The organism is Paenibacillus suaedae (assembly GCF_032337355.1).
Lineage (GTDB): Bacteria > Bacillota > Bacilli > Paenibacillales > Paenibacillaceae > Paenibacillus_B > Paenibacillus_B suaedae.
This window is the reverse complement of the sequence record NZ_JAVYAA010000004.1, coordinates 169,107-189,641: the sequence shown is the minus strand read 5'-3', so window position 1 is coordinate 189,641 and position 20,535 is coordinate 169,107. Positions and strand designations below refer to the sequence as shown.

At 48.4% G+C, this 20,535-nt stretch carries 19 protein-coding genes; 6 read left to right on the top strand and 13 right to left on the bottom strand.

The annotated features are described in order from the left end of the window. The first annotated feature begins 50 nt into the window (after positions 1-50). Positions 51-365 (top strand): hypothetical protein, encoded by a 315-nt coding sequence (locus tag RQP50_RS17870; RefSeq protein WP_072730225.1) that lies wholly within the window; start codon positions 51-53, stop codon positions 363-365. A gap of 37 nt (positions 366-402) precedes the next feature. Here RQP50_RS17870 and RQP50_RS17865 read toward each other — a convergent pair whose 3' ends face one another. The 3 genes from RQP50_RS17865 to RQP50_RS17855 form a co-directional block, all read right to left on the bottom strand. Beyond that, positions 403-1,512: a sensor histidine kinase gene (locus RQP50_RS17865; RefSeq protein WP_072730226.1), complete on the bottom strand. Its 1,110-nt coding sequence runs from the start codon at positions 1,510-1,512 to the stop codon at positions 403-405. Then, on the bottom strand, positions 1,493-2,200 hold the full coding sequence (locus tag RQP50_RS17860; protein ID WP_315746253.1) for a response regulator transcription factor: 708 nt from the start codon (positions 2,198-2,200) through the stop codon (positions 1,493-1,495). The genes RQP50_RS17865 and RQP50_RS17860 overlap by 20 nt, the downstream gene beginning before the upstream one ends. 95 nt (positions 2,201-2,295) lie before the next feature. After that, positions 2,296-3,171, bottom strand: a complete 876-nt coding sequence (locus RQP50_RS17855) for a LysR family transcriptional regulator (protein ID WP_021255734.1) — start codon at positions 3,169-3,171, stop codon at positions 2,296-2,298. A 112-nt stretch (positions 3,172-3,283) separates the two neighbouring features. On the opposite strand from RQP50_RS17855, the gene RQP50_RS17850 reads away from it, so the two are divergent. From RQP50_RS17850 to RQP50_RS17840, 3 genes are all read left to right on the top strand, one after another. After that, entirely contained in the window at positions 3,284-4,396 is a 1,113-nt protein-coding gene (locus RQP50_RS17850; protein WP_315746434.1) for a citrate synthase/methylcitrate synthase, read from the top strand. A gap of 563 nt (positions 4,397-4,959) precedes the next feature. Beyond that, the gene (locus tag RQP50_RS17845; RefSeq protein WP_072730229.1) at positions 4,960-6,225 is read left to right on the top strand and encodes a Glu/Leu/Phe/Val family dehydrogenase; all 1,266 of its coding nucleotides are present in this window, start codon (positions 4,960-4,962) and stop codon (positions 6,223-6,225) included. Between the two features lie 280 nt (positions 6,226-6,505). Beyond that, positions 6,506-8,323 (top strand): glycerophosphodiester phosphodiesterase, encoded by a 1,818-nt coding sequence (locus RQP50_RS17840; protein WP_315746252.1) that lies wholly within the window; start codon positions 6,506-6,508, stop codon positions 8,321-8,323. Positions 8,324-8,431: 108 nt separating this feature from the next. Here RQP50_RS17840 and RQP50_RS17835 read toward each other — a convergent pair whose 3' ends face one another. From RQP50_RS17835 to mug, 8 genes are all read right to left on the bottom strand, one after another. Then, positions 8,432-8,737: an MTH1187 family thiamine-binding protein gene (locus RQP50_RS17835; RefSeq protein WP_021255730.1), complete on the bottom strand. Its 306-nt coding sequence runs from the start codon at positions 8,735-8,737 to the stop codon at positions 8,432-8,434. Positions 8,738-8,877: 140 nt separating this feature from the next. Further along, complete coding sequence (locus tag RQP50_RS17830) at positions 8,878-10,515, bottom strand: formate--tetrahydrofolate ligase (protein WP_072730321.1); 1,638 nt, start codon at positions 10,513-10,515, stop codon at positions 8,878-8,880. A 258-nt stretch (positions 10,516-10,773) separates the two neighbouring features. Then, positions 10,774-11,973 (bottom strand): iron-containing alcohol dehydrogenase, encoded by a 1,200-nt coding sequence (locus RQP50_RS17825; RefSeq protein ID WP_315746251.1) that lies wholly within the window; start codon positions 11,971-11,973, stop codon positions 10,774-10,776. Positions 11,974-12,257: 284 nt separating this feature from the next. Then, entirely contained in the window at positions 12,258-14,069 is a 1,812-nt protein-coding gene (locus tag RQP50_RS17820; protein ID WP_394358415.1) for an ABC transporter ATP-binding protein, read from the bottom strand. Between the two features lie 67 nt (positions 14,070-14,136). Continuing rightward, positions 14,137-15,963 (bottom strand): ABC transporter ATP-binding protein, encoded by a 1,827-nt coding sequence (locus RQP50_RS17815; protein WP_315746250.1) that lies wholly within the window; start codon positions 15,961-15,963, stop codon positions 14,137-14,139. A gap of 112 nt (positions 15,964-16,075) precedes the next feature. Further along, positions 16,076-16,528, bottom strand: coding sequence for a MarR family winged helix-turn-helix transcriptional regulator (locus tag RQP50_RS17810; RefSeq protein ID WP_315746249.1), 453 nt, complete (start codon positions 16,526-16,528; stop codon positions 16,076-16,078). Between the two features lie 190 nt (positions 16,529-16,718). Further along, positions 16,719-16,892 carry a hypothetical protein gene (locus RQP50_RS17805; RefSeq protein WP_005543625.1) on the bottom strand — a complete coding sequence of 58 codons (174 nt, stop codon included), beginning with the start codon at positions 16,890-16,892 and terminating at the stop codon, positions 16,719-16,721. 205 nt (positions 16,893-17,097) lie between these two features. After that, complete coding sequence (gene mug / locus RQP50_RS17800; RefSeq protein WP_315746248.1) at positions 17,098-17,613, bottom strand: G/U mismatch-specific DNA glycosylase; 516 nt, start codon at positions 17,611-17,613, stop codon at positions 17,098-17,100. A gap of 283 nt (positions 17,614-17,896) precedes the next feature. Here mug and RQP50_RS17795 point away from each other — a divergent pair, with 283 nt between their 5' ends. Continuing rightward, on the top strand, positions 17,897-18,106 hold the full coding sequence (locus RQP50_RS17795; protein ID WP_021255723.1) for a cold-shock protein: 210 nt from the start codon (positions 17,897-17,899) through the stop codon (positions 18,104-18,106). Between the two features lie 141 nt (positions 18,107-18,247). Here RQP50_RS17795 and RQP50_RS17790 read toward each other — a convergent pair whose 3' ends face one another. Then, positions 18,248-18,562 (bottom strand): YbjQ family protein, encoded by a 315-nt coding sequence (locus RQP50_RS17790; protein WP_021255722.1) that lies wholly within the window; start codon positions 18,560-18,562, stop codon positions 18,248-18,250. Between the two features lie 339 nt (positions 18,563-18,901). On the opposite strand from RQP50_RS17790, the gene RQP50_RS17785 reads away from it, so the two are divergent. Beyond that, on the top strand, positions 18,902-19,720 hold the full coding sequence (locus RQP50_RS17785; RefSeq protein ID WP_315746247.1) for a hypothetical protein: 819 nt from the start codon (positions 18,902-18,904) through the stop codon (positions 19,718-19,720). A gap of 139 nt (positions 19,721-19,859) precedes the next feature. Here RQP50_RS17785 and RQP50_RS17780 read toward each other — a convergent pair whose 3' ends face one another. Further along, complete coding sequence (locus RQP50_RS17780) at positions 19,860-20,510, bottom strand: TVP38/TMEM64 family protein (protein ID WP_072730236.1); 651 nt, start codon at positions 20,508-20,510, stop codon at positions 19,860-19,862. Between the last annotated feature and the right edge of the window lie 25 nt (positions 20,511-20,535).

Here is a 20,535-nt window from a genome sequence, read left to right as displayed (position 1 = left end):
TAATAGACATATGATTGTGAAATATGTAACATATTGAGGAGGTATACCTTATGAAACGCAACATCTTAGCCGCTGTTCTCATCTTGGGAGGAAGCCTCTTGCTTGGCAATACCGTATACGAGGGACTCGCAGGTGCAGGAGAGACAGAATCCGGCACAGCATCAGCTCACGACATGCAACAACACCATATGGAACAATCCCATATGAGTGATTCCCATATGAATGATTCTCGTATGAGTGAATCCCGAATGAGTGAATCTCGTATGGGAAATATGAACAGGGATGTATCACCACGTCACGGATCGGGCGACTCCCATATGTCGAAGTACTCCAGCAATAACGACAACTGCCATAACGAAGCATAAGTAGAACAAGAACCGAAGGCTCACCTGCCTTCGGTTCTTATTCATACAATGGAGGCACGGAGCTTGGAATCTCAACGACAAAGTAAGTGCCTTCCTGATTGCTTATCGCTTCAATTGTTCCCCCATGCAGCTCTACAATCGTCTTGGATATCGCAAGACCCAGCCCAGAACCACCCGAATGCTCCGATCTTGATTTCTCCACACGGTAAAATCGATCAAAAATATGCGGCAGATCATGAGCCGGTATAGGCTCACCGCTATTATGCACAGAGATCATAATTCGAGTCCCCCGCTTGCGGAGGAATATTCCCACTGCAGATCCACGCGGCGCATAGCGCATCGCGTTGGTAAGCAGGTTGTCGAATACACGCACCAGCTTATCTGGATCCGCCTCGATCCAGTACTGATCCTCATCGCTGTGCATCGAGATGGTCAGTCCCTCCTGCTCCATCGGATAACGATAGTGTACACACAGCTGACCTGCCATTTCCACAATATTGAGCGGCTTCGTATGCAGCGTCATCCCGCCATTCATGCGGGTATATTCGAACAAGTCGTTAATCATGACGTTCAGGCGCTGAGCCTTCTCATAAGCAATATTCGTATAATGCCGCAGCTCTACTTCATCCCTATATCGATCCTGCTCAACCAACCCTAAATACCCCATGATGGAGGTAAGCGGTGTGCGAAGATCATGTGATACGCTTGTAACCAGTTCATTTTTGGTACGTTCGGCAAGGCGCTCCTCTTCCAGCGACAGCTTAATCTGTTCGGCCATACGATTAATGTTATCCGCAAGCTTGCCAATTTCATCATCCGTGGAGACGGTGCAGCGGGCATCCAGATTGCCATCCGCCATACGCTGAACCGTTGCTGTAATTTGCTCCATATTTTTGATTAATTTGCGATTCAGTAAGAAATAGATACCGACGAACAGCGCCAACCCAACGACAATGAGCGGCGGAACGATTCCGAACATTCGCTCCAATGCCCGAAACAAGACATTAAGCAGATCAATTTGCAAGTAACTGTACATAACCATAGCTAGACCGAGCATGAGGTAGGCTGTTATCAATGCCAATATAATGCTCAGCACGAAGGTGAACAGCATCTTCCATCGAAGGCTACTATACCATGGTGTCTTCAATCTTATACCCTACTCCCCATACGGTCTGAATGAGTTTGCCACCGCTTGATTCCAGCTTGTCCCGCAGCTTGCTGATATGAACCGCCACCGTATTGTGCGATCCATTGAAGTTCTCTTTCCATACTCGTTCGTACAGCTCTTCCGCACTGAATACTCTTCCTGGGTTGCTCGCCATTAAGTAGAGAATATCGAATTCCACACTCGTTAAATGTACTGATTGTCCATCCACCTTCACCGAATGGGTCGACTTATTAATATCCATCGTTTGAATGCGAATGACATCCACAGGCTGCGCTTGAGACTGAAGCTGCGAGTTCAATAAGTAAGCACGACGGAGCAGCGATTTCACACGTGCTACCAGCTCCAATGGATTGAACGGCTTCGTCATATAATCATCCGCACCTGTCATAAGGCCCATGATCTTATCCATATCTTCCGACTTTGCGCTCAGCATCATAACTGGCGTCGCTTGGTTCTCCCGAATTTTGCGGCATACCGCAAGCCCATCCAGTCTCGGCATCATCACATCGAGAATGACCAGTTCGATAGGTTCATGCTGAAGGATGTCCAATGCTTCCACACCATCGTATGCCTTATGCGTGCAATATCCTTCATTTTTCAAGTAAATATCGATTAAGCCAGCGATCTCTTTATCATCGTCGACAATTAATATATTTGTCACACCCATTACCCTCCTGCTTCCACTATCAACATTGTTGGCACTAGCATACCGTTAAATACCGTCCCGGTTCAACGGCAATCACTAGCAGCCTGCTCTCCTGTTTACATGAATCCACGGAAAAATTCCAGAAAACGCTGCCCTTCAGTAACATTGTGCTTCATAACCGCATACGTTCTTGCGGTAGGCAGCATCAATTCCGAGCAATCCACCTGAAGCAATCTTCCTTCCGTACGTTCACGGCGAATCGTAATCTCAGGCAAGAACGAAATGCCAAGCCCTTCTTCAATGAACCGCTTCGTTACATGAACTTGGGTAACAAGCATTGTGCGAATGTATCGATACCTCGTCTGCAGCTCCTGCACAAGCGGCTCCCAATATTCAGGATGATTATAAGTGAGCAGCATATGATTCGCCAGCAAATCTCCGAGCTGGAGCGGAGAAGCAGTCTCTGCATCATGCCCATCATGCGGCGCAACAAGCACCACCTCGTCCTCCCCCAATATATCACAGGTGAGCCGCGCATCACTTGCCCACATTCGAGATAACCCTAGATCCACCTGATCCTGCAGCACCGCATCGGCAATTTGCTTCGATTCCAACACCTGAACTTGAACCTCTACATCAGGATTAGCATGCACATAGCGATTCAAGACATGTGGGATGAGATATGCCGCTACAAGCGGCGATACCGCCAGATTCAATCTTCGGGTATAGCCCTGCTTGAAGCGATGCAGCTCCTGCAGACCTTCCTCGTGAACGGACAACAGATGTTTCGCGTGCGGAAGGAATCGCCGTCCTTCCTCGGTCAATTCTACTCTGCGTCCTACTCGTTTAAATAAAGGCGAGCCCAAGTATTGCTCCAACTGCTTGATCTGGATCGTTACCGTCGGCTGCGAAATGAACAATTCCTCCGAAGTGCGACGGAAATTCTCATGCGCAGCAGCGTGCACAAATGTTTGTATCCATTTCAAATCCATCGTCATCGGCTCCTTATTGATTATGATTCCCTATTAAATCAATAAAAACGTTTCAATATTTTTAATCAAACACCATGTATATAATAATACATATTAAAGGAGGAGGGAAATGATGGTTGACAAGGGGTTAAAAGGTGTTGTTGCAGCAGAAACCGAATTGAGCTTCATTGACGGCAGTGTCGGTATATTGCTTTATCGCGGATATGATGCTAAAGAACTTGCCATTCGGCATTCCTTCGAGGAGGTTGCTTACCTACTCTGGTACGGCACACTGCCGAGCTTAGCAGAATTGCAATCCTTCAAAGCGGCCTGGGTGCGCTGCAGACAGCTGCCTGAGCCTGTCATCCATTGCTTGAACCAGCTTCCTTCAGACATGAACTTGATGAGCCAGCTGCGCACCGCAGTCTCTGTACTAGGAACAACTGTATACGAAGGGGCTCCACACATTGAACAAGCGATGGCGTTAACGGCGATGATGCCTGCTATCATCGCGAACTTGTATCGCAAGCAGCAAGGGCTGCCTATATGGGAATCGATACCGAGTAACGAATCTCTAGGCCATGCAGCCCATTATCTATATTTACTGACAGGTGAGGTTCCGACCGATATCCATGCCAGCGCGTTGGAAACATATATGATCCTTACGATGGAACATGGACTGAACGCTTCCACCTTCACCGCTCGCGTTATCACATCCACAGAGTCGGATATGGTTTCCGCTTTGACAGGGGCGCTTGGGGCGATGAAGGGGCAGCTTCATGGCGGTGCTCCTTCAGGTGTAACGGAAATGCTGGAGGCGATCGGTACGGCTGATCGAGCGGAAGACTGGCTGCGTGAACAGTTGGAGAATCGTAGTCTGTTAATGGGCTTCGGGCACCGTATATATCGGACACGCGATCCAAGAGCAGAAGCATTGAAAATGCGCATTGCGCAGATGGAGGAAAGTGACCATTGGCTCGATTTGGCTCAGTTCGTCGAGGATACTGCTGTACGACTGCTCGCTGAATATAAGCCTGGGCGCAAGCTGTATGCGAACGTCGAATTTTATGCAGCTGCCATTATGCGTGCAATTGGCTTGCCTAGTGAGTTGTTCACACCAACCTTCTCGGCAAGCCGTACCGTCGGCTGGACCTCCCATATGATCGAACAGGCGAAAGACAATGTCATCTACCGTCCCGATGCCAAGTACATTGGCTCGTTTCCCACTACTGAACATGTATCGTAAAGCGTAAACCTTGGTCTCTATCCTCGTTTTTATACATTTATTGGGTGCCTCTTCGTCGGATCGGAAATAATCAGACGAGCAGGCATCTCCTTTTTTATCCGAAACCACGTAATTTATCCAAAAGACGAACAATCACAAATTTGTACCACTTCCATTATCCAATCCTATTTTGGCGGATCGAACCCATCATAATATGGTTTAATTAACCAACGTAACTTTTAAGCACCTTATAGCCTGTCCTCTTCATATAGACATTTTCCGATGACACCCCAAGCACAATCCCCTAGTTATTATCATATTTATTTGAAATACGCCCGTATAGAGCGCGAAAAATGTCCTCTCTTGAAATACATACCAGCCACTTCAAATTGTTAAAATTTTTCTATAAAAAGGTTTTATGGCCATAAAAGATTATATTAATGTAATAAAATTTATCACCCTGTGTAAAATCTTCTTTTACGGATGTGGGCGTTTTTGCGACAAATCGTATTTCAAAAAGCGCACATTGTCAGTATAATGTGTGAAAAGTGTTCCTATATTGCAGAGAGGTTAGGTGTAATCCCATGGAAACCATACAACGCGAACAAACAGAAGTACTTAACCCATACGAAATCGTTAAGAAGCAAATTGATGCAGCTGCAGCTAAATTGCAATTGCCCGAGCATGTCACCGAATTACTGAAGAGACCAAAGCGTGTTCTTTCCGTAAACTTCCCAGTTCGAATGGACGACGGCTCTATTCGTATCTTCGAAGGCTATCGCTCGCAGCATAACGATGCAGTAGGACCAACAAAGGGCGGCATTCGCTTCCATCCGGATGTAACACTTGACGAAGTTAAAGCACTCTCCATGTGGATGACATTCAAGTGTGGTGTTGTTGGCTTGCCATACGGCGGCGGCAAGGGCGGCGTTATCGTGGACCCACGCACACTCAGCAAAGGCGAGCTTGAGCGTCTCAGCCGCGCATTCATGGAGGCAATTGCTGACATCGTAGGACCAGAGCGCGATATTCCAGCTCCAGACGTATATACAACACCTCAAATTATGGGTTGGATGATGGACACATACAGCCGCTTACGTGGACACAACTCGCCAGGCGTTATTACAGGCAAGCCAATCATCATCGGTGGTTCCCTTGGACGGAACGCAGCGACTGCTCAAGGTTGTGTATATGCAATCCAATCTGCATTGGAAGACATTAAACTTCCGATGGAGAACGCAAAGGTAGCCGTTCAAGGGTTCGGTAATGCTGGACGTATTGCAGCTCGCCTGCTCACAGACCTCGGTGCAACAGTAGTGGCAGTCAGCGATTCCCGTGGCGGTATCTATGATGCAGACGGTCTTGATCTGGATCGTGTAGAGCAGTTGAAGGACGAAGCAACGATCCTCGATTACGGCGCAAGCTACCATATCAGCAACGAGCAGCTGCTTGAGCTGGATGTAGATATCTTGATCCCGGCAGCATTGGAAAATGTCATTACACAGGAAAACGCTCCACGCGTCAAAGCACGCATCATTGCGGAAGCAGCAAACGGACCTACAACTCCTGAAGCGGACGCAATCCTGAACAAGAACGGAACGATTGTTATTCCTGACATCTTGGCAAATGCCGGCGGTGTTACCGTATCCTACTTCGAGTGGGTACAAAACCTGATGAACTACTACTGGAGCGAAGAAGAAGTTCTGGAGAAGCTCCAAGTGAACATGGTGAAATCGTATAATGCCGTTCGTGATCTGGCAAAAGAATACGCTACAGATCTTCGTACAGCAGCCTTCATGATTTCACTTCAACGCGTTACAGAAGCTATGCGTGCAAGAGGTTGGGTATAATCCATTCCAAGCGCTAAAGGTCAAATATATCCTTACCCTTCAACATAAGTTCAGCCCTCTCCACTTCCAGTCGGAAGCACGAGAGGGCTGATTCTGTATATTGGACACATAAAAACCATTTTCATGAATTGAGTATATTCTTTCCACATACACTATCAACTATATTTTTCTAACCGCCTGCGCTCCCTTATTCAGCCGTCTTGTCTTGTTGGTAAGAATGGGATCATGGTCTATAATGTAACGTGTAGCACGATACTGACACAAAAGGAAAACATAAATCATGAATGCTAAGCGTACCAATAAGCGCCGTTCCCGATTCATTCCTTTTCGAATGACAAGGGATATTATAGGGGTGTGGAAATATGCTCACCGTCCTTTTCTTCTATTTGAATTGGTTTACAAACTACTGACGATTGGCGTATTCATCCCGCTTCTATCGATACTTTTCAACAAAATACTAGATGTCGGGGGCTTCAATGCGGCCGCGAATCACGATCTGCTCCGCTTCGTGTTCAGCAGATACGGCCTGATCAGCCTGCTGCTCATGGCCCCCATTGCCATGATGCTCATTTACACGGAATTTGCTGCTCTCGTCTATATTGCCTATTACGGTATTCAAAAGAAGCGCGCACGAATTAGGCCTGTGTTGTTCAAAGCCATCTCTCGCTTGCCAGGCTTATGGCGCATCGGGATATTTGGTCTGGCTCTTTATTTGCTGCTGTTGTTCCCACTGCTTGATGCTGGTATTGGAGGATCACTGCTGCCAAGCGTTGCGATACCGAACTTTATTACCGGCGAGTTAATGAAGACCAGTATCGGAACCATCGTCCTAGTCATTGTCGCGCTGGTCGTTCTTATTCTCAATTTGATTTGCATTTATGCCCTGCCGATTATGGTATTGGAAGGCAAGAATCAATTTTGGAATGCTGTCCGCGAGAGCGGCCGATTGTTCTGGCGCAGCAAGTGGTCATTAGTTAGAGCCGTGATTGAATGGGTCATTATCTTCTTACTCCTATTCATTCTCCTGATCTGTATTCTCATCCTGGTTGGACTTCTGCTTCCTGATGTAGATAGCGAAGGGGCTGCCATAGCTATTACGCTCGGCATCACACTCAGCCTAGGCCTGTATATTGCAACGCTAGTTATGACACCATTGTTCATTACCGTCATTACACTGCTCTATGTGCGATACCAAGGCCAAGACCAGGTGAACCTTGATAAAGATGGAGTCGATGCCACTGTCTGGGAAGGTCGCGACATGCAGCGTTCACTTGTGCGGCGTTACCGCCCTGCACTGGCGACATTCGGACTTCTTATTCTTATCGCCATCGGCTGGGGAGCAACGACCTTATTGACCGATTGGGGAGAGGCTAATGATAAATTCATCATCATGGCTCATCGCGGCGATGTGACTGCCGGTGTGGAAAATACAATGGGTGCCTTCGAAGGCGCCATTCGAACAGGGGCTGACTATATCGAGCTTGACATTCTTCAGACGAAGGATGGCAAGCTGGCAGTTATCCATGATGAGAACTTGAAGCGGTTATCCGGCAAAAATGTGAATGTGTTCGATCTTACACTCGCTCAGTTGCAGCAAATTCCGCTGCGCGCAGGGGAGTTCCGTGACTTCGTGCCCTCCCTCGACGAGGTACTCGAGCGAACGAGAGGGAAAATCAAGCTCAACGTGGAACTCAAGACACATGGTCATGAGAAGAACTTGGTCTCTACCTTCGTCGACACGATACGCAAACATAAGGCTGAACAACAAATTATTGTGCAAAGCCTAGATTACGAACTGGTTCAGAAGGTGAAGAAGGCAGCACCGGATCTGACGGTCGGGTATGTCATATTCGCCACCTTCGCTCCGCTTAATCGCTTCGAAGCAGATTTCTTCGTTGTCGAAGAATCATTTGCCCGGCCAAGACTCATTCGTTCAGCGAAAATGAGCGGCAAGCCCATTTACGTCTGGACGGTCAATGATACAGAGAGTGTAGAGCGTTTCTATACCCTTGGAGCTGACGGTATCATTACAGACATTGCCACTGATGCAAAAGAGACCATTAATGTACTGCACATGGTAGAGAGCGAGGAGCAGTGACAATAACAAGAAGGCTCCATTCCCATTTACACACAAACACCCGGTAAAGAAGCGAAATCCGCTTACCTACCGGGTGTTGTTCTTATCTCTATTTGAACGATTTGCCTATCAGTCCTGCAGCTTCTCTCGTACGGACTGCAGTTTCTGAGCAACCGAGGACGGCTTGTCTCTGCGGTCATCGATTTTTAACACAGTTGACACTCGCTGTGCTCCTGCCTCGAATGGACTTTCATGAAGTGCCTGCACCGCTGCGAGCAATCGATCCAATGGCCCCTCAATAATGGTTCCCATCGCAGTTAGCTCATAGGTGATGCCCTCAACACTCTCCAGCGCCTTCTGCATTCCCGCCACGTAACTGCTCAAACTTGTAGAGCCTGTGCCGACTGGAATTACTGTAATCTCAGCTATCGCCATATACGTTCATCCCTTTCTTGAACCTATCTCCATCATATCCCTTCACGAAAGAGAGCTCAATACGATTCCTACAATAATTATCTCCATTTACCTTCTCCTATAAATAGAGGAGAACATGCACAGGTTCGTTCCCATCCAACCTAGCTCAATCCCGAAATAGACCCATTTGCGTCCACATGGATGCGTTCAGCAGCAGGCCGTGCCGGCATTCCCGGCATTGTAAGCACTTGCCCCGTGTGCACCACGACAAATCCAGCTCCAGCAGATAAACGAACATCCTTCACTTCAACGGTGAACGCCTCTGGTGCGCCAAGCAGGCCTGCTCGATCGGAGAAGGAATATGGCGTCTTCGCCATGCATACAGGCAGGCGACTTGCTCCAAGCTGCTCCAGCTTGCGCAGAGCCCGCTTCGCCGCAGGCTGATAATGTACACCTGCCCCGCGATATATACGCGTAACGACGTCTTCAATCTTCTCCTCAATGGAGTACTCATCCGGGTACAGCAGCTGGAATTGCGATTCGGCATCAGAAGAATCGGCCAATTCGGCAACATACTGCGCCAATGCGCGGCATCCTTCGCCACCATTCTCCCATGCCTCAGACAGGATCGCGCGCACTCCCGATTGTGTGCACAATTCGATAACCGCATCCAGCTCAGCAGGCGAATCTGTCGCGAATCGATTCACAGCGACAACCAGAGGCACGCCGAACTGCTTTATATTTTCAATATGACGCTGTACGTTCACGAAGCCAGCACGAACCGCCGCCACATTTTCGCTGGCCAGCTCCTGCTTGGATACGCCACCGTTATATTTCATTGCCTTCACCGTAACGACCAACACGGCTGCCGACGGGAACAAGCCTGTCTGGCGGCACTTAATATCCATGAATTTCTCCGCACCAAGATCAGCGCCGAAGCCCGCTTCCGTTACTACATAATCTGCCAGCTTCAACGCGAGGCGAGTAGCACGAACACTGCTGCAGCCGTGCGCAATATTCGCAAACGGGCCACCATGCACCAGCACTGGATCCCCTTCGCCTGTTTGCACCAGATTCGGATGAATGGCATCCTTGAGCAATGCACACATCGCTTCAACTGCATTCAAGTCCGCAGCGGTAACTGGCTCATCCTCTTCGTTGAATGCCACTACAATGCGTCCTAGGCGACTGCGCAGATCATCCATATCTTCCGCCAGACATAGAACCGCCATAACTTCTGAGGCAGTTGTAATCATGAATCCATCCTCACGAACAACGCCATTGCCATCTCCAAGACCTACGACAATACTTCTAAGGGCACGATCATTCATATCGACCGCCCGCTTCCATATGATTCGGGAAGGGTGTATACGCAGAGCGTTCCCTTGATGGATATGGTTATCTAACAATGCCGCAAGCACACTATGTGCAGATGACACCGCGTGAATGTCACCGGTAAAATGCAAGTTAATATCCTCAGCCGGCACGAGCTGCGCCTTGCCGCTTCCCGTGGCGCCGCCCTTCATTCCCATGCAAGGGCCAAGCGAAGGCTCCCGCAATGCCGCAACTGCCTTATGTCCAACTCGATTCAGACCTTGGGTCAATCCAATCGTCGTCAATGTCTTCCCTTCACCAGCCGGTGTAGGATTCATTGCTGTTACGAGAATGAGCTTCCCGTTCGGCCGATCGGCTACGCGATTCCATACATCTTGTCCAAGCTTAGCCTTGTACTTCCCGTACTGCTCTACATCTTCTTGCGGAATGCCCAATTGCGCTGCAACATCTACGATTCGCTTCATCGTCATGCCCTCTCCCCCTGTATCCGGTCGTGTTCCATCTTGAGAATAGTTAGTGTCCATTCCTGGTAAACATATCATCTTTATTATACACGTCCAGCCTGTTGCGTACATGCACGTTCCTCACAACGGAAATAAAGGCAGCCAAAGTACATTACAAAAGTGCATCGCAAGAGCACATCGCAAAAAGGCCTGCTTGCGCAGCCCCCGCAATATGCGAGAGCTTCCCAAGCAGACCCTATAGATTCCAATATGAATTACCTACGAATCATGGTTCTGCTGAAGCGGCGCCGCCTCGGCCAGCACACCTTCGAAGGCAGACAGATACACACGACGAATATCATCTTCTGTTAGCAGCAGAGGACTGCGCGCAAGAAGTCGCCTTTGCTGTATGCCGTCCTGTACAAGTGACTCCAGTGCGTCACGAGGGATCTCGAAGGCATCCAACGTCTGCGGGATTCCCGTTTCTTCGATCAACTGCTTCATCCGCTCAATGGCAAGGCAGGACGCCTCTGCATCGGACAATTCACGAACATCCGCGCCCATTGCCTCTGCGATATGGCGAAGACGCGTCATACAGGCACCACGAATATAATTCATCACATACGGCAGCAGAACTGCATTGGACTCGCCATGCGATAAATGGAATTGTCCCCCGAGCGGATAAGCAAGCGCATGAACACCGCCCACGCCCGCGTTGAAGAAGGCGAGGCCAGCCAAATAGCTGCCATAGCTCATTTCAGTCCGTGCTTCCTTGTTCGTTCCATCCTTCACCGCCCGAACGAGCGAACGGCTAATTAAGCGAATTGCATGCAGCGCCACCCCATCCGTTGTCGGACTTGCATGTACAGATACATAAGCCTCGATTGCATGGGTTAATGCATCCATGCCCGATGCTGCAGTGACTCTCGGTGGTACACTCACGGTGAGTTCTGGATCAATAATCGCCGCATCAGCCAGCAAGTAATCATGAGCAACAACGTCCTTGGTTGTCTCCAATGACAGCACGGATATATCCGTTACTTCCGAGCCTGTGCCTGATGTCGTCGGGATTAGAATCTTCGGCAGGCCGCGTACAGATAATGGACGAGTCCCGCTCAAATTCAAATAATCCGCAACTGCTCCCTCATGCTGCGATAGAACTGCCGCAAGCTTAGCCAAATCCAACGCACTTCCCCCGCCTAAGCCAATGACAAGATCGAACTTACCTTCACGTGTATAGCGAACGAGTGCCTCTCCTGCCGCAAGCGGCGGCTCCGGCATCGTATCCGTATAGATATCAATATCATAGCCTGCCTCACGAAGCGGCTGAAGTACACGCTCCACCGTACCGTTGCGAAATACCGACTTGCTCGTCACGCACAATATCCGCTTCGGTGCGTGACGCTCCACTTCGGACAGCAGTTGGGCTGCTGATCCCCACCCTGTATATTGATAGGGTGCAAATCTATGTGTAAACATACCTTTCTCACCTCTTCTTTATCTTGAACCTTGCTCATTACGCACACCTCGCATGGATTCGGAAGTATGATCGTAACATCCTTAGAGCCCTTGATCAACCTGCTACCAAAGATAGACGAATCGATTTTCCATAATATATGTATACAAACAAGAGCCTCCTGGATGGATCAGGAAGCTCTCCCAAATGATTAAGCTATCTTCACTATCTGTACTGTATTTGCCAACCTTTCTTCCATAACTCACATTAGTTTTCATTTGCTGTCATACATTCGATATCACTGGCATCAGGATACTTCCTGAATAAGGGGGTTCGTATACAATCGATAGTAGAACCCTTCCCGCTTCAGCAATTCTGCATGGGTTCCACGCTCGATAATACGACCTTGCTCGATAACGAGAATTTGATCTGCCTCTCGAATCGTGCTTAACCGATGAGCGATAACGAAGCTCGTACGTCCCTTCATCAAGGTCTGAAGCGCCTTCTGAATATGCATCTCTGTTCTCGTATCAATACTGCTCGTCGCTTCATCCAATATGAGAATAGCTGGGTTCGCCAAGATAGCCCGTGCAATCGTCAGCAGCTGACGCTGCCCTTGACTCAGGTTGCTTCCGTCTTCCGTCAGCACAGCGTCATATCCGTCAGATAAACGCACGATAAACGAATGTGCATTGGCAAGTCTGGCGGCCTGCTCCACCTCTTCATCCGTTGCTTCTAATCTTCCATAACGAATATTGTCCCTAACCGTTCCGGCAAACAAATAGGTATCCTGCAGCACCATGCCAATCGAGGTACGCAGCTCCTCCTTGTCCATGTCTCTAATATCTTGCCCATCAATAAGGATTGAGCCTTGATCAACATCATAGAAGCGCATGAGCAAGTTCACGACCGTTGTCTTCCCAGACCCGGTTGGACCAACAAGTGCAATTGTCTGACCGGGTCGTGCAGTTAGCATAACCTCCTTCAACACCGGCACATCCGGCTTATATCCGAAGGATACATCTTGGAAGACAACCTCCCCCTTCATGCCTTCTAATGGCAATGTCGTCTGCTGATCAGCATACTCCGGCTGTTCATCCATGATCTCAAAAATACGCTCTGCGCCAGCAATCGCTGCCTGCAACATGTTATATTGGTTTGCCAATTCGTTAATCGGACGAGCAAACTGCTTCGAATAATTGAGAAATGCTGTAATAATTCCAATCGTAATGACGCCTTGAACTGCCATATAGCCGCCAACCGCCGCAACTAATGCGAAGCTAATATTGTTAATCGCATTCATGAGAGGAGGAACGAAGCCAGAGAAGGCTTGTGCGTGGATACCCACATGTCTCAGCTGAATATTCTTCTTCTCAAACGCTGCAATTGCTTCTTCCTCGCGGCCAAATGCCTTGATGACCCGCTGACCTGAAATCATCTCTTCAATATATCCATTCATTTCTCCTAGCTCACGCTGTTGATCCGTAAAAAATCGACGCGTTCGCTTCGCTATGCTGCGGGTCACAAACAGCCCCAGCGGTACGACAATTAAGCTAATCAATGTCAGTACAGGACTTAGTGCAATCATCATGCCGATAGCGCCAGTTACCGTTATGACACTGGTGAAAATCTGAATCGTACTCTGTGACAGAGAGTTGTTGATATTCTCGACATCATTGGTCAGGCGACTCATCACATCTCCGCGCGGCCGCTCATCAAAGAACTTGAGCGGAAGTGTCTGCACCTTGACGAACACATCCTTGCGAATCGCCTGAACGGTTCGCTGCGAGATGCTTGCCATCATATATGTGTGCATCCATGAGGTTAATGCACCTAGGGCATACACAATAAGCAGCCAAGACACAAGTGATCCGAGCAAGGCGAAGTCGGTTGTCCCTGAGTCGATGCCTAGACTGTCAATAGACTTGCCGATCAAATAAGGACCAATCAGCGCACACACGGAGCTGGCGACGACAAGCAGGAAGACTCCCAGCAGCGGCATGCGTTCCGCACGCAAATACTGCCACAGTCGAATGATAGTCGCCTTGGATTGCTTAGCCCTCTTAGGAGGGCCCATAAGGTGCATGCCCCCTGATCCAGGCCCTTTGTGGCCCATCATTTTGACAGAATGGTCAGCGGAACTGCGTTCTTGCTCCCGTCCTATACGGGAATTCTGCTCTGACACGCTAGACCGCCTCCTCTCCGACTTGGGAACGATAAATATCCTGATACACTTCACAGCTATCCAGCAGCTCTGCATGGGTACCTATGCCAACCACACATCCGTCATCAAGCACCATGATGCGATCCGCGTCCAGCACGGAACTGATTCGCTGGGCTACTATGAGGCAGGTCGTGCCCTCCAACTGCTCTCGAAACGCCTTCTGCATGCGAGCCTCCGTACCTGTATCCACTGCACTTGTACTGTCATCCAGAATAAGTATGGACGGCCGCTTCAACAACGCTCGCGCAATGGACAGGCGTTGCTTCTGCCCACCGGACAGATTGACGCCTCGTTGTCCAATCATCGTATCGTAACCTTCTGGCAGCTTCTGAATGAACTCAGCCGCTTGTGCAGCTTCAGCAGCTGCCTGCACTTCCTGATCGGAAGCTGCTGCATTCCCCCAGCGAATATTATCCCGAATTGTCCCGGAGAACAGGATCGATTCCTGAAGCACCATACCAACCCGCTGCCGCAGCTTGCGCAGTGGGATATGCCGAACATCTGTCCCACCCAGCAGAATATGTCCTTCTGTTACATCATAAAATCGTGGAATTAAGTTCACCAGTGTTGATTTGCCTGCACCGGTGGAGCCAAGAATCGCAATCCGCTCCCCTGGCATCGCCGTGAAAGAAATCCGCTTCAGGACAGGCTGCCCTCCTCCACCTGTATAGCTGAAAGAAACTTGATCGAAGACAAGCTGGCCATGTGCCTTAGAATAAGCTGTGGTGTGCTCCGCTGAATCCGTTGCTAGTTCTGATTCATGTTCTGTTAGATGTTCCATTGCATGCTCTGACCCATGATCCACTTCCAGTCCAACGTTACGAACAGCAGCGATATCTGAAATATCCGTCTGTGTATTTAACACTTCAGATATTCGGTCTGCAGACACCTTAGCCCGAGACAGCATCATAAGCATCATCCCCACCATCATAAGCGCAAACAGAATTTGCATCATATAGTTCGTAAAGGCGATGACTTCTCCCACCTGCATACTGCCGCCGTCCACCTTGATTCCACCGAACCATAGAACAGCTACAATACTGAAATTCATAACCAGCATCATAACAGGCATCATAAGCGCCATAATTCGAGCAGCCTTCACCGTTACTTCTGACAAGTCAGCGTTCCTCTTCTCAAACCGTTCCTGCTCATACGAAGAGCGAACGAATGCTTTTATAACACGTATGCCTGCTAAATTTTCGCGCACTACACCATTTAATCGATCGAGTTTGGTTTGGACGTTTTTGAATAGAGGAATACCTTTGCGGAAAATAAGAATAAGTGCCCCGAACAACAATGGAACCGTTACAACAAATATAAGGGCCATCTGCGCATTCAGCGCGAACGCCATCGCGATCCCACCCATGAACAATAGCGGAAAGCGAGTCATCATGCGCAGCATCATCAGCACGACGTTCTGCACCTGTACGACATCATTCGTTAAGCGCGTAATCAGAGAGGAAGTATGGAATTGATCCAACTTGTCGAAGGAAAAGGTCTGAATGTTCTTGAACATGGCTAAGCGGATATCTGCGCCAACATGCTGTGAAGCAATACTCGCAAAATAAACGCATCCCATTCCACCCGCAATACCGACAAAAGCGATGCCGACCATCATGAGCCCTGTTCTTGCGATATATCCCATATCCCGATTCACTACACCATAGTCTACAATATGGGACATCAGCGTCGGCTGCATCAGATCACATATGACCTCAACGAGCATGAGGAGCATCGCGCATAAAGCCGCTTTTCGATAAGGCAAGATATAAGCAAATAACTGTTTCATGAATACAGCGCACCTTTCACGTTAGTTTGGCAACTAATGATACAAACTGCAGTAGGGGTAGCTCGGAGCTTATTGTAGAAAACTCCTTCAGCAGCCAACAGCGGTCTCTATTCTATTCGCCTAACCCCTCTTCATCATGAGCAGACAGATTGTGATGCATATGCAGCAAGAAACGACGCAGCAGGATTTTCTCCTCCTCGCGGAATCCTTTGAAACATTGCTGTTCCACTTCCTTCACCGCCTTCTGCACATGCCCTACGGCCTCCTTGCCTCTTGGCAGCAAATATACGCGGGATACCCGCAAGTCCTCCTCATCCGCTCGGCGTTCGATGAGCCCCGCTTTCTCCAAACGATTCAGCATCACCGTAACTGTTGCTGGCTTAATCTTCGCCTTCTCCACTAATTCCTTCTGGCTCCGCCCATCTTGATCACTAAGCAGAAACAGCATTGGCAGCTGCCCAGGATGGATGCCCACATCCTGCACCTTCTTCATCATTTCATTGTTGTATGCCCGCACAACCTGTGACAGCAACACCTCTAACGAATCCAAATACGTATCTTCCATTGCCTATAAACTCCCATTCATTTATTTAGCCGACTACTTATTTTGTGACAGTAGTCTACCACAGAGCTGAATCGGATTCAAGCAGCAGACAACCCCCTCAACCGTACGTAACCTGCGCAAAAAAAGCATCTGCTCACGCAGACGCTCTCTTCCCGATTCCCGTATATCATCAACAGTCCTACATACTGCCTTATTTATGGCTAGCATGCAGATCATGCATGTTCTGATGAAGCTCCTTAATCATATGATTCATCAAGTATTGCTCTTGTGAATTCAGTCCGTGCTGATTGTCCTGTGCAATGTATTGCTGGATATTCCGCTTTAACAGTTCATTTCGTCTATCTAACATTTGTTCGTAACTCAAACAGAAGTCACTCCTCGCTTGTTGTACGTGCACAATTTAAGCCTATTTAAGTATAAGGAGTAGACTCTTGTTAGAAAAATGTGGTGTTCCCTCTTCCTGCCGCATCTGACCGCAAGAAGCATCATCTTCATGAAACAGAACGGTTCGCTTGTAATAATGCTCGCTTTTACTCCCTGTTAGTCCCCTGCATGAAATATAAGCCCAATCATTTGCCACCGAAATCAAGTGCCTCTGTTAGTTTTGCATAGATGCTTACAATCTCATCCAGCTTCATACGGACAAGTCCACTCGATGAAGGGGCGACGAACTCATATACGCCCTCTACAACCGGATCTGCCTGTACTCCCCAATTGATGCCCGCACGCCCACTGTACTTCTCATACACACCCTTACCAACAAAGCATACAGCCCTCGGCTTATACATCTCAATTTTCTGACGAAGCAGCTGTCGCCCTTCCGCATACTCCTCTGCCGTTATCTCCGCAGCCTCTCTAGTCGGACGGGCTACAATATTCGTAAACCCATAGCCTAATTCAATCAGATCGCCATCTTCCTCTGCCCGGAACAACCTTGGAGTCAGACCTGCTCGATAAATGATCTGCCAGAATCGATTGCGTGGATTCGCATAATGATGCCCCGTCGCTCCTGATCTCAAGCTGGGATTAAAGCCAACGAACACAATACGCAGATGCGGTGCAAGATGATCGGGAATGGAATCCATCGACATGACCTCCTTCACTTATTTACAACATCATGAGAAATTAGAAAATTTCGCATATTTTTCGAAGTTGCCTCACATAATAGAAGAGCGGCAACTTGCGAAAACGCTCGTGAGCTGCATAACATTCGTTTTCACTGTACCGACTGCGCTTGCAGACATACTTGGAACTTGCCGAGTCAACCGTGAATAGAAGGGCTGTCCATAGGGGCAGTTCTTTTCATTCAGCCCGCGCTTTTATTTATCCCATCTCATCAGCGCGCACAAATAAAAGGAGGGTTCTACCATGTACTATGCAAAAAAACAACCCGAGCCAGTCCCCGAGGAGCAAACATCCATCTGGCAATGCAGTCAGGACGGCTGCTCCTGTTGGATGCGGGAGAACTTCACATTCGACGACACCCCCATTTGCCCGATCTGCCAGTCTACAATGGTTGAATCGTCGCGTATGCTCCCTACACTAACGAACAACACCAATTATGCCCACACGAAGTAGAATCGCTCAGCTTCGACGTCCGCGGCTGGCTTCATCCGTCTATGGACTGAGGCTGGCCGCATTTTTTTACAGCGAAAGGTCTGTGCGCTCACAATGAGACACAGACCTCTTATTTATTCTTATTATGTTCTAGCGCTTGTACTAACGAACAACGACTGCCGTACCGCTTACTGCAACCATCAACATGCCTTCTCGCACCACTTCATAATCCACGTCAATGCCGACAATTGCGTTGGCGCCAAGTCGTCTTGCCGCATCCTTCATTTCTTCCATCGCAATGACACGCGCTTCCTTCAATTTGCTCTCATATGCACCAGAGCGGCCGCCTACTACATCACGCACAGAGGCAAGGAAGTCCCTTACGACGTTGGCTCCCATGATTGTCTCTCCCGTTACAATATCTATATATTCTACAATTTCTCTGCCTTGAATCGATGGTGTTGTCGTTACGATCATCATTTCATTCCTCCTAAGGGTAGGGTGACTTTAAACTCTTCATGCATTCACTGTTTTCTATAGTATCCAGTATACAACGAGCCATTCACAGTACCTATTGATTAATATGACAATCCACTCGAATTTACTTACATTATTGCAACATGCATCTATGGTACTCTTCTCGTCCGAACAGATAACCAGATTACCTTGACAAGATGCTATTCAATTGGTTATATTTTACATGTAAATAATATATCGTAATTTCTTGCGACGGAAGCACCCGTAGGAATGGGCAATCATGCCCTTCTTGCGGGTTTTTTGTTGTCCTGAAGTTAACGACCAAGAGGAGGTTTACAAATGAAACAGAGAGGTTGGCAAGTCTCAGCAGTGCTGCTCGCCGTGTTACTTCTACAGCCATTGCTATCCGCTGTATCGCATGCAGCAAACAAGGAATTATCCCCCACAGCGAAGAACGCATTGACCAAGATAGCTGAATCCGCTACCCTAACCCAAGCCAGCTCCATAGACTCCATGTACAGCGAGCTCATTTCCTTGCAAAATCAGAGCCTGCAGCGAGACAGCACCCTGAAGCAGATGCAAGCCAAAAACAAAGAAAACCTGACTAATGTACGCAGTAAGCTTCAACACTGGGATACCGACAAGATTAATAAACTGGAAGCCTCCCTAAAGCAAACAAGACAACGCTACGAACCGCTATTCGCTTCATACCAGCTCCTGAACGATCAGCTATCCCGCATGGGCTCCAAAAAAGACGACAAAAAAGAAATGCTGCGCAAGCAGCGCGATATTGTGAAGGCCGCAGTGCAATTAGCAAGAATGGACATTAAAACAAAGGTAGAAGCAGTAAAGAAGGCACGTGAGAGCAAATCGAAATTCGTAAAACGCGTACGTGATATTCTGGCAGGCATCAATACCGTGAATGCCCAAATGAAATCAGAACGAAGCACGGTTAGTGAGTTACAGAAACGCACTACGCCACTATGGTCATCGCTCAATCAAGCAATTAAGAAGGGAGACGCCAAAAGTTCACTTCAGTCGCTAACATCCCTCGTCTCCCTAATTCGTCAAATCGATCAGTCCAAAAAGAAGCTGGAGCAGCACGAGTCACGTATTACGGAAATTGTAAACAAAGCAAAAGGCACCTTCACTTCATGACATAATACAGGCTCTACGGTTCACGCCAGATGGTCGCAAATAAAAATCCCCGGAGTTATCCGGGGATCATCATTCACATGCAGCTGCGACGGGGATTAGACAGAAGGGAGCAACTCCAGCCGAGACCCTAATCGCCGTTCTACACTGACTGCTTATGCTGTTCTAAGGCAGTGTCTGTGTGCTCTTCTTCATCAGAAGTATGCCGCGTGAAGCGTGCTTCAATTTTTTTGCTAATCAACAGAGACAGGCCTATAAATAGGACGACAAAAATAAGTTGCAGCGGATGATCAATAAATCGTTGTATATCGTGACCAATATAGGATACGGAGAATACCATGAGCGCCTTGCCAAAGAGAATCGCAATGAAGAAGGAGCGGATTCGCATGCGCGCAACAGCCGCGACCATATTAATAAGAACGAAGGGACCTACTGGGAAAATACTAAGCAAGAAGACATAACTGAATGCATTATGACGCACCCACAGCATGCTCTTCTTCACCTTCGGCTTCTCAGCCCAGCGAGCGAGCAACGGGTGGCCTGCTGCCTTGCGCACAATGAGGAACGTCAGCATGCAGCCGCTCACGATTCCAATCCATGAATAGAGAAATCCGAGCCACAACCCATATACTGCAGCATTCACACCTACAATAACGAGGGTAGGCAGCGGCGGGATAAAGGACTTCATGAACGTCAGTAATATGCCCGGCAGCGGCCCGAAGGAACGGAATTGCTCCAACAACGCCTTCAAATGCTCTTCGGTAAAATAAGAAGTTATCTCGGATAGTTCCATGTTGTACGTATCCACCAGCCTCTAT

Excerpts from the sequence above, each read along its gene's own strand:
- RQP50_RS17870 (WP_072730225.1), top strand. The coding sequence starts at position 51 with ATGAAACGCAACATCTTAGCCGCTGTTCTCATCTTGGGAGGAAGCCTC.
- RQP50_RS17830 (WP_072730321.1), bottom strand. The coding sequence starts at position 10,515 with ATGAAGCGAATCGTAGATGTTGCAGCGCAATTGGGCATTCCGCAAGAA.
- RQP50_RS17855 (WP_021255734.1), bottom strand. The coding sequence starts at position 3,171 with ATGGATTTGAAATGGATACAAACATTTGTGCACGCTGCTGCGCATGAG.
- RQP50_RS17785 (WP_315746247.1), top strand. The coding sequence starts at position 18,902 with ATGAAACAGAGAGGTTGGCAAGTCTCAGCAGTGCTGCTCGCCGTGTTA.
- RQP50_RS17790 (WP_021255722.1), bottom strand. The coding sequence starts at position 18,562 with ATGATCGTAACGACAACACCATCGATTCAAGGCAGAGAAATTGTAGAA.
- RQP50_RS17860 (WP_315746253.1), bottom strand. The coding sequence starts at position 2,200 with ATGGGTGTGACAAATATATTAATTGTCGACGATGATAAAGAGATCGCT.
- RQP50_RS17835 (WP_021255730.1), bottom strand. The coding sequence starts at position 8,737 with ATGGCGATAGCTGAGATTACAGTAATTCCAGTCGGCACAGGCTCTACA.
- RQP50_RS17810 (WP_315746249.1), bottom strand. The coding sequence starts at position 16,528 with ATGGAAGATACGTATTTGGATTCGTTAGAGGTGTTGCTGTCACAGGTT.
- RQP50_RS17845 (WP_072730229.1), top strand. The coding sequence starts at position 4,960 with ATGGAAACCATACAACGCGAACAAACAGAAGTACTTAACCCATACGAA.
- RQP50_RS17795 (WP_021255723.1), top strand. The coding sequence starts at position 17,897 with ATGTACTATGCAAAAAAACAACCCGAGCCAGTCCCCGAGGAGCAAACA.
- RQP50_RS17820 (WP_394358415.1), bottom strand. The coding sequence starts at position 14,069 with ATGATGGGCCACAAAGGGCCTGGATCAGGGGGCATGCACCTTATGGGC.
- RQP50_RS17850 (WP_315746434.1), top strand. The coding sequence starts at position 3,284 with ATGGTTGACAAGGGGTTAAAAGGTGTTGTTGCAGCAGAAACCGAATTG.
- RQP50_RS17840 (WP_315746252.1), top strand. The coding sequence starts at position 6,506 with ATGAATGCTAAGCGTACCAATAAGCGCCGTTCCCGATTCATTCCTTTT.
- RQP50_RS17825 (WP_315746251.1), bottom strand. The coding sequence starts at position 11,973 with ATGTTTACACATAGATTTGCACCCTATCAATATACAGGGTGGGGATCA.
- RQP50_RS17780 (WP_072730236.1), bottom strand. The coding sequence starts at position 20,510 with ATGGAACTATCCGAGATAACTTCTTATTTTACCGAAGAGCATTTGAAG.
- RQP50_RS17815 (WP_315746250.1), bottom strand. The coding sequence starts at position 15,963 with ATGAAACAGTTATTTGCTTATATCTTGCCTTATCGAAAAGCGGCTTTA.
- mug (WP_315746248.1), bottom strand. The coding sequence starts at position 17,613 with ATGGATTCCATTCCCGATCATCTTGCACCGCATCTGCGTATTGTGTTC.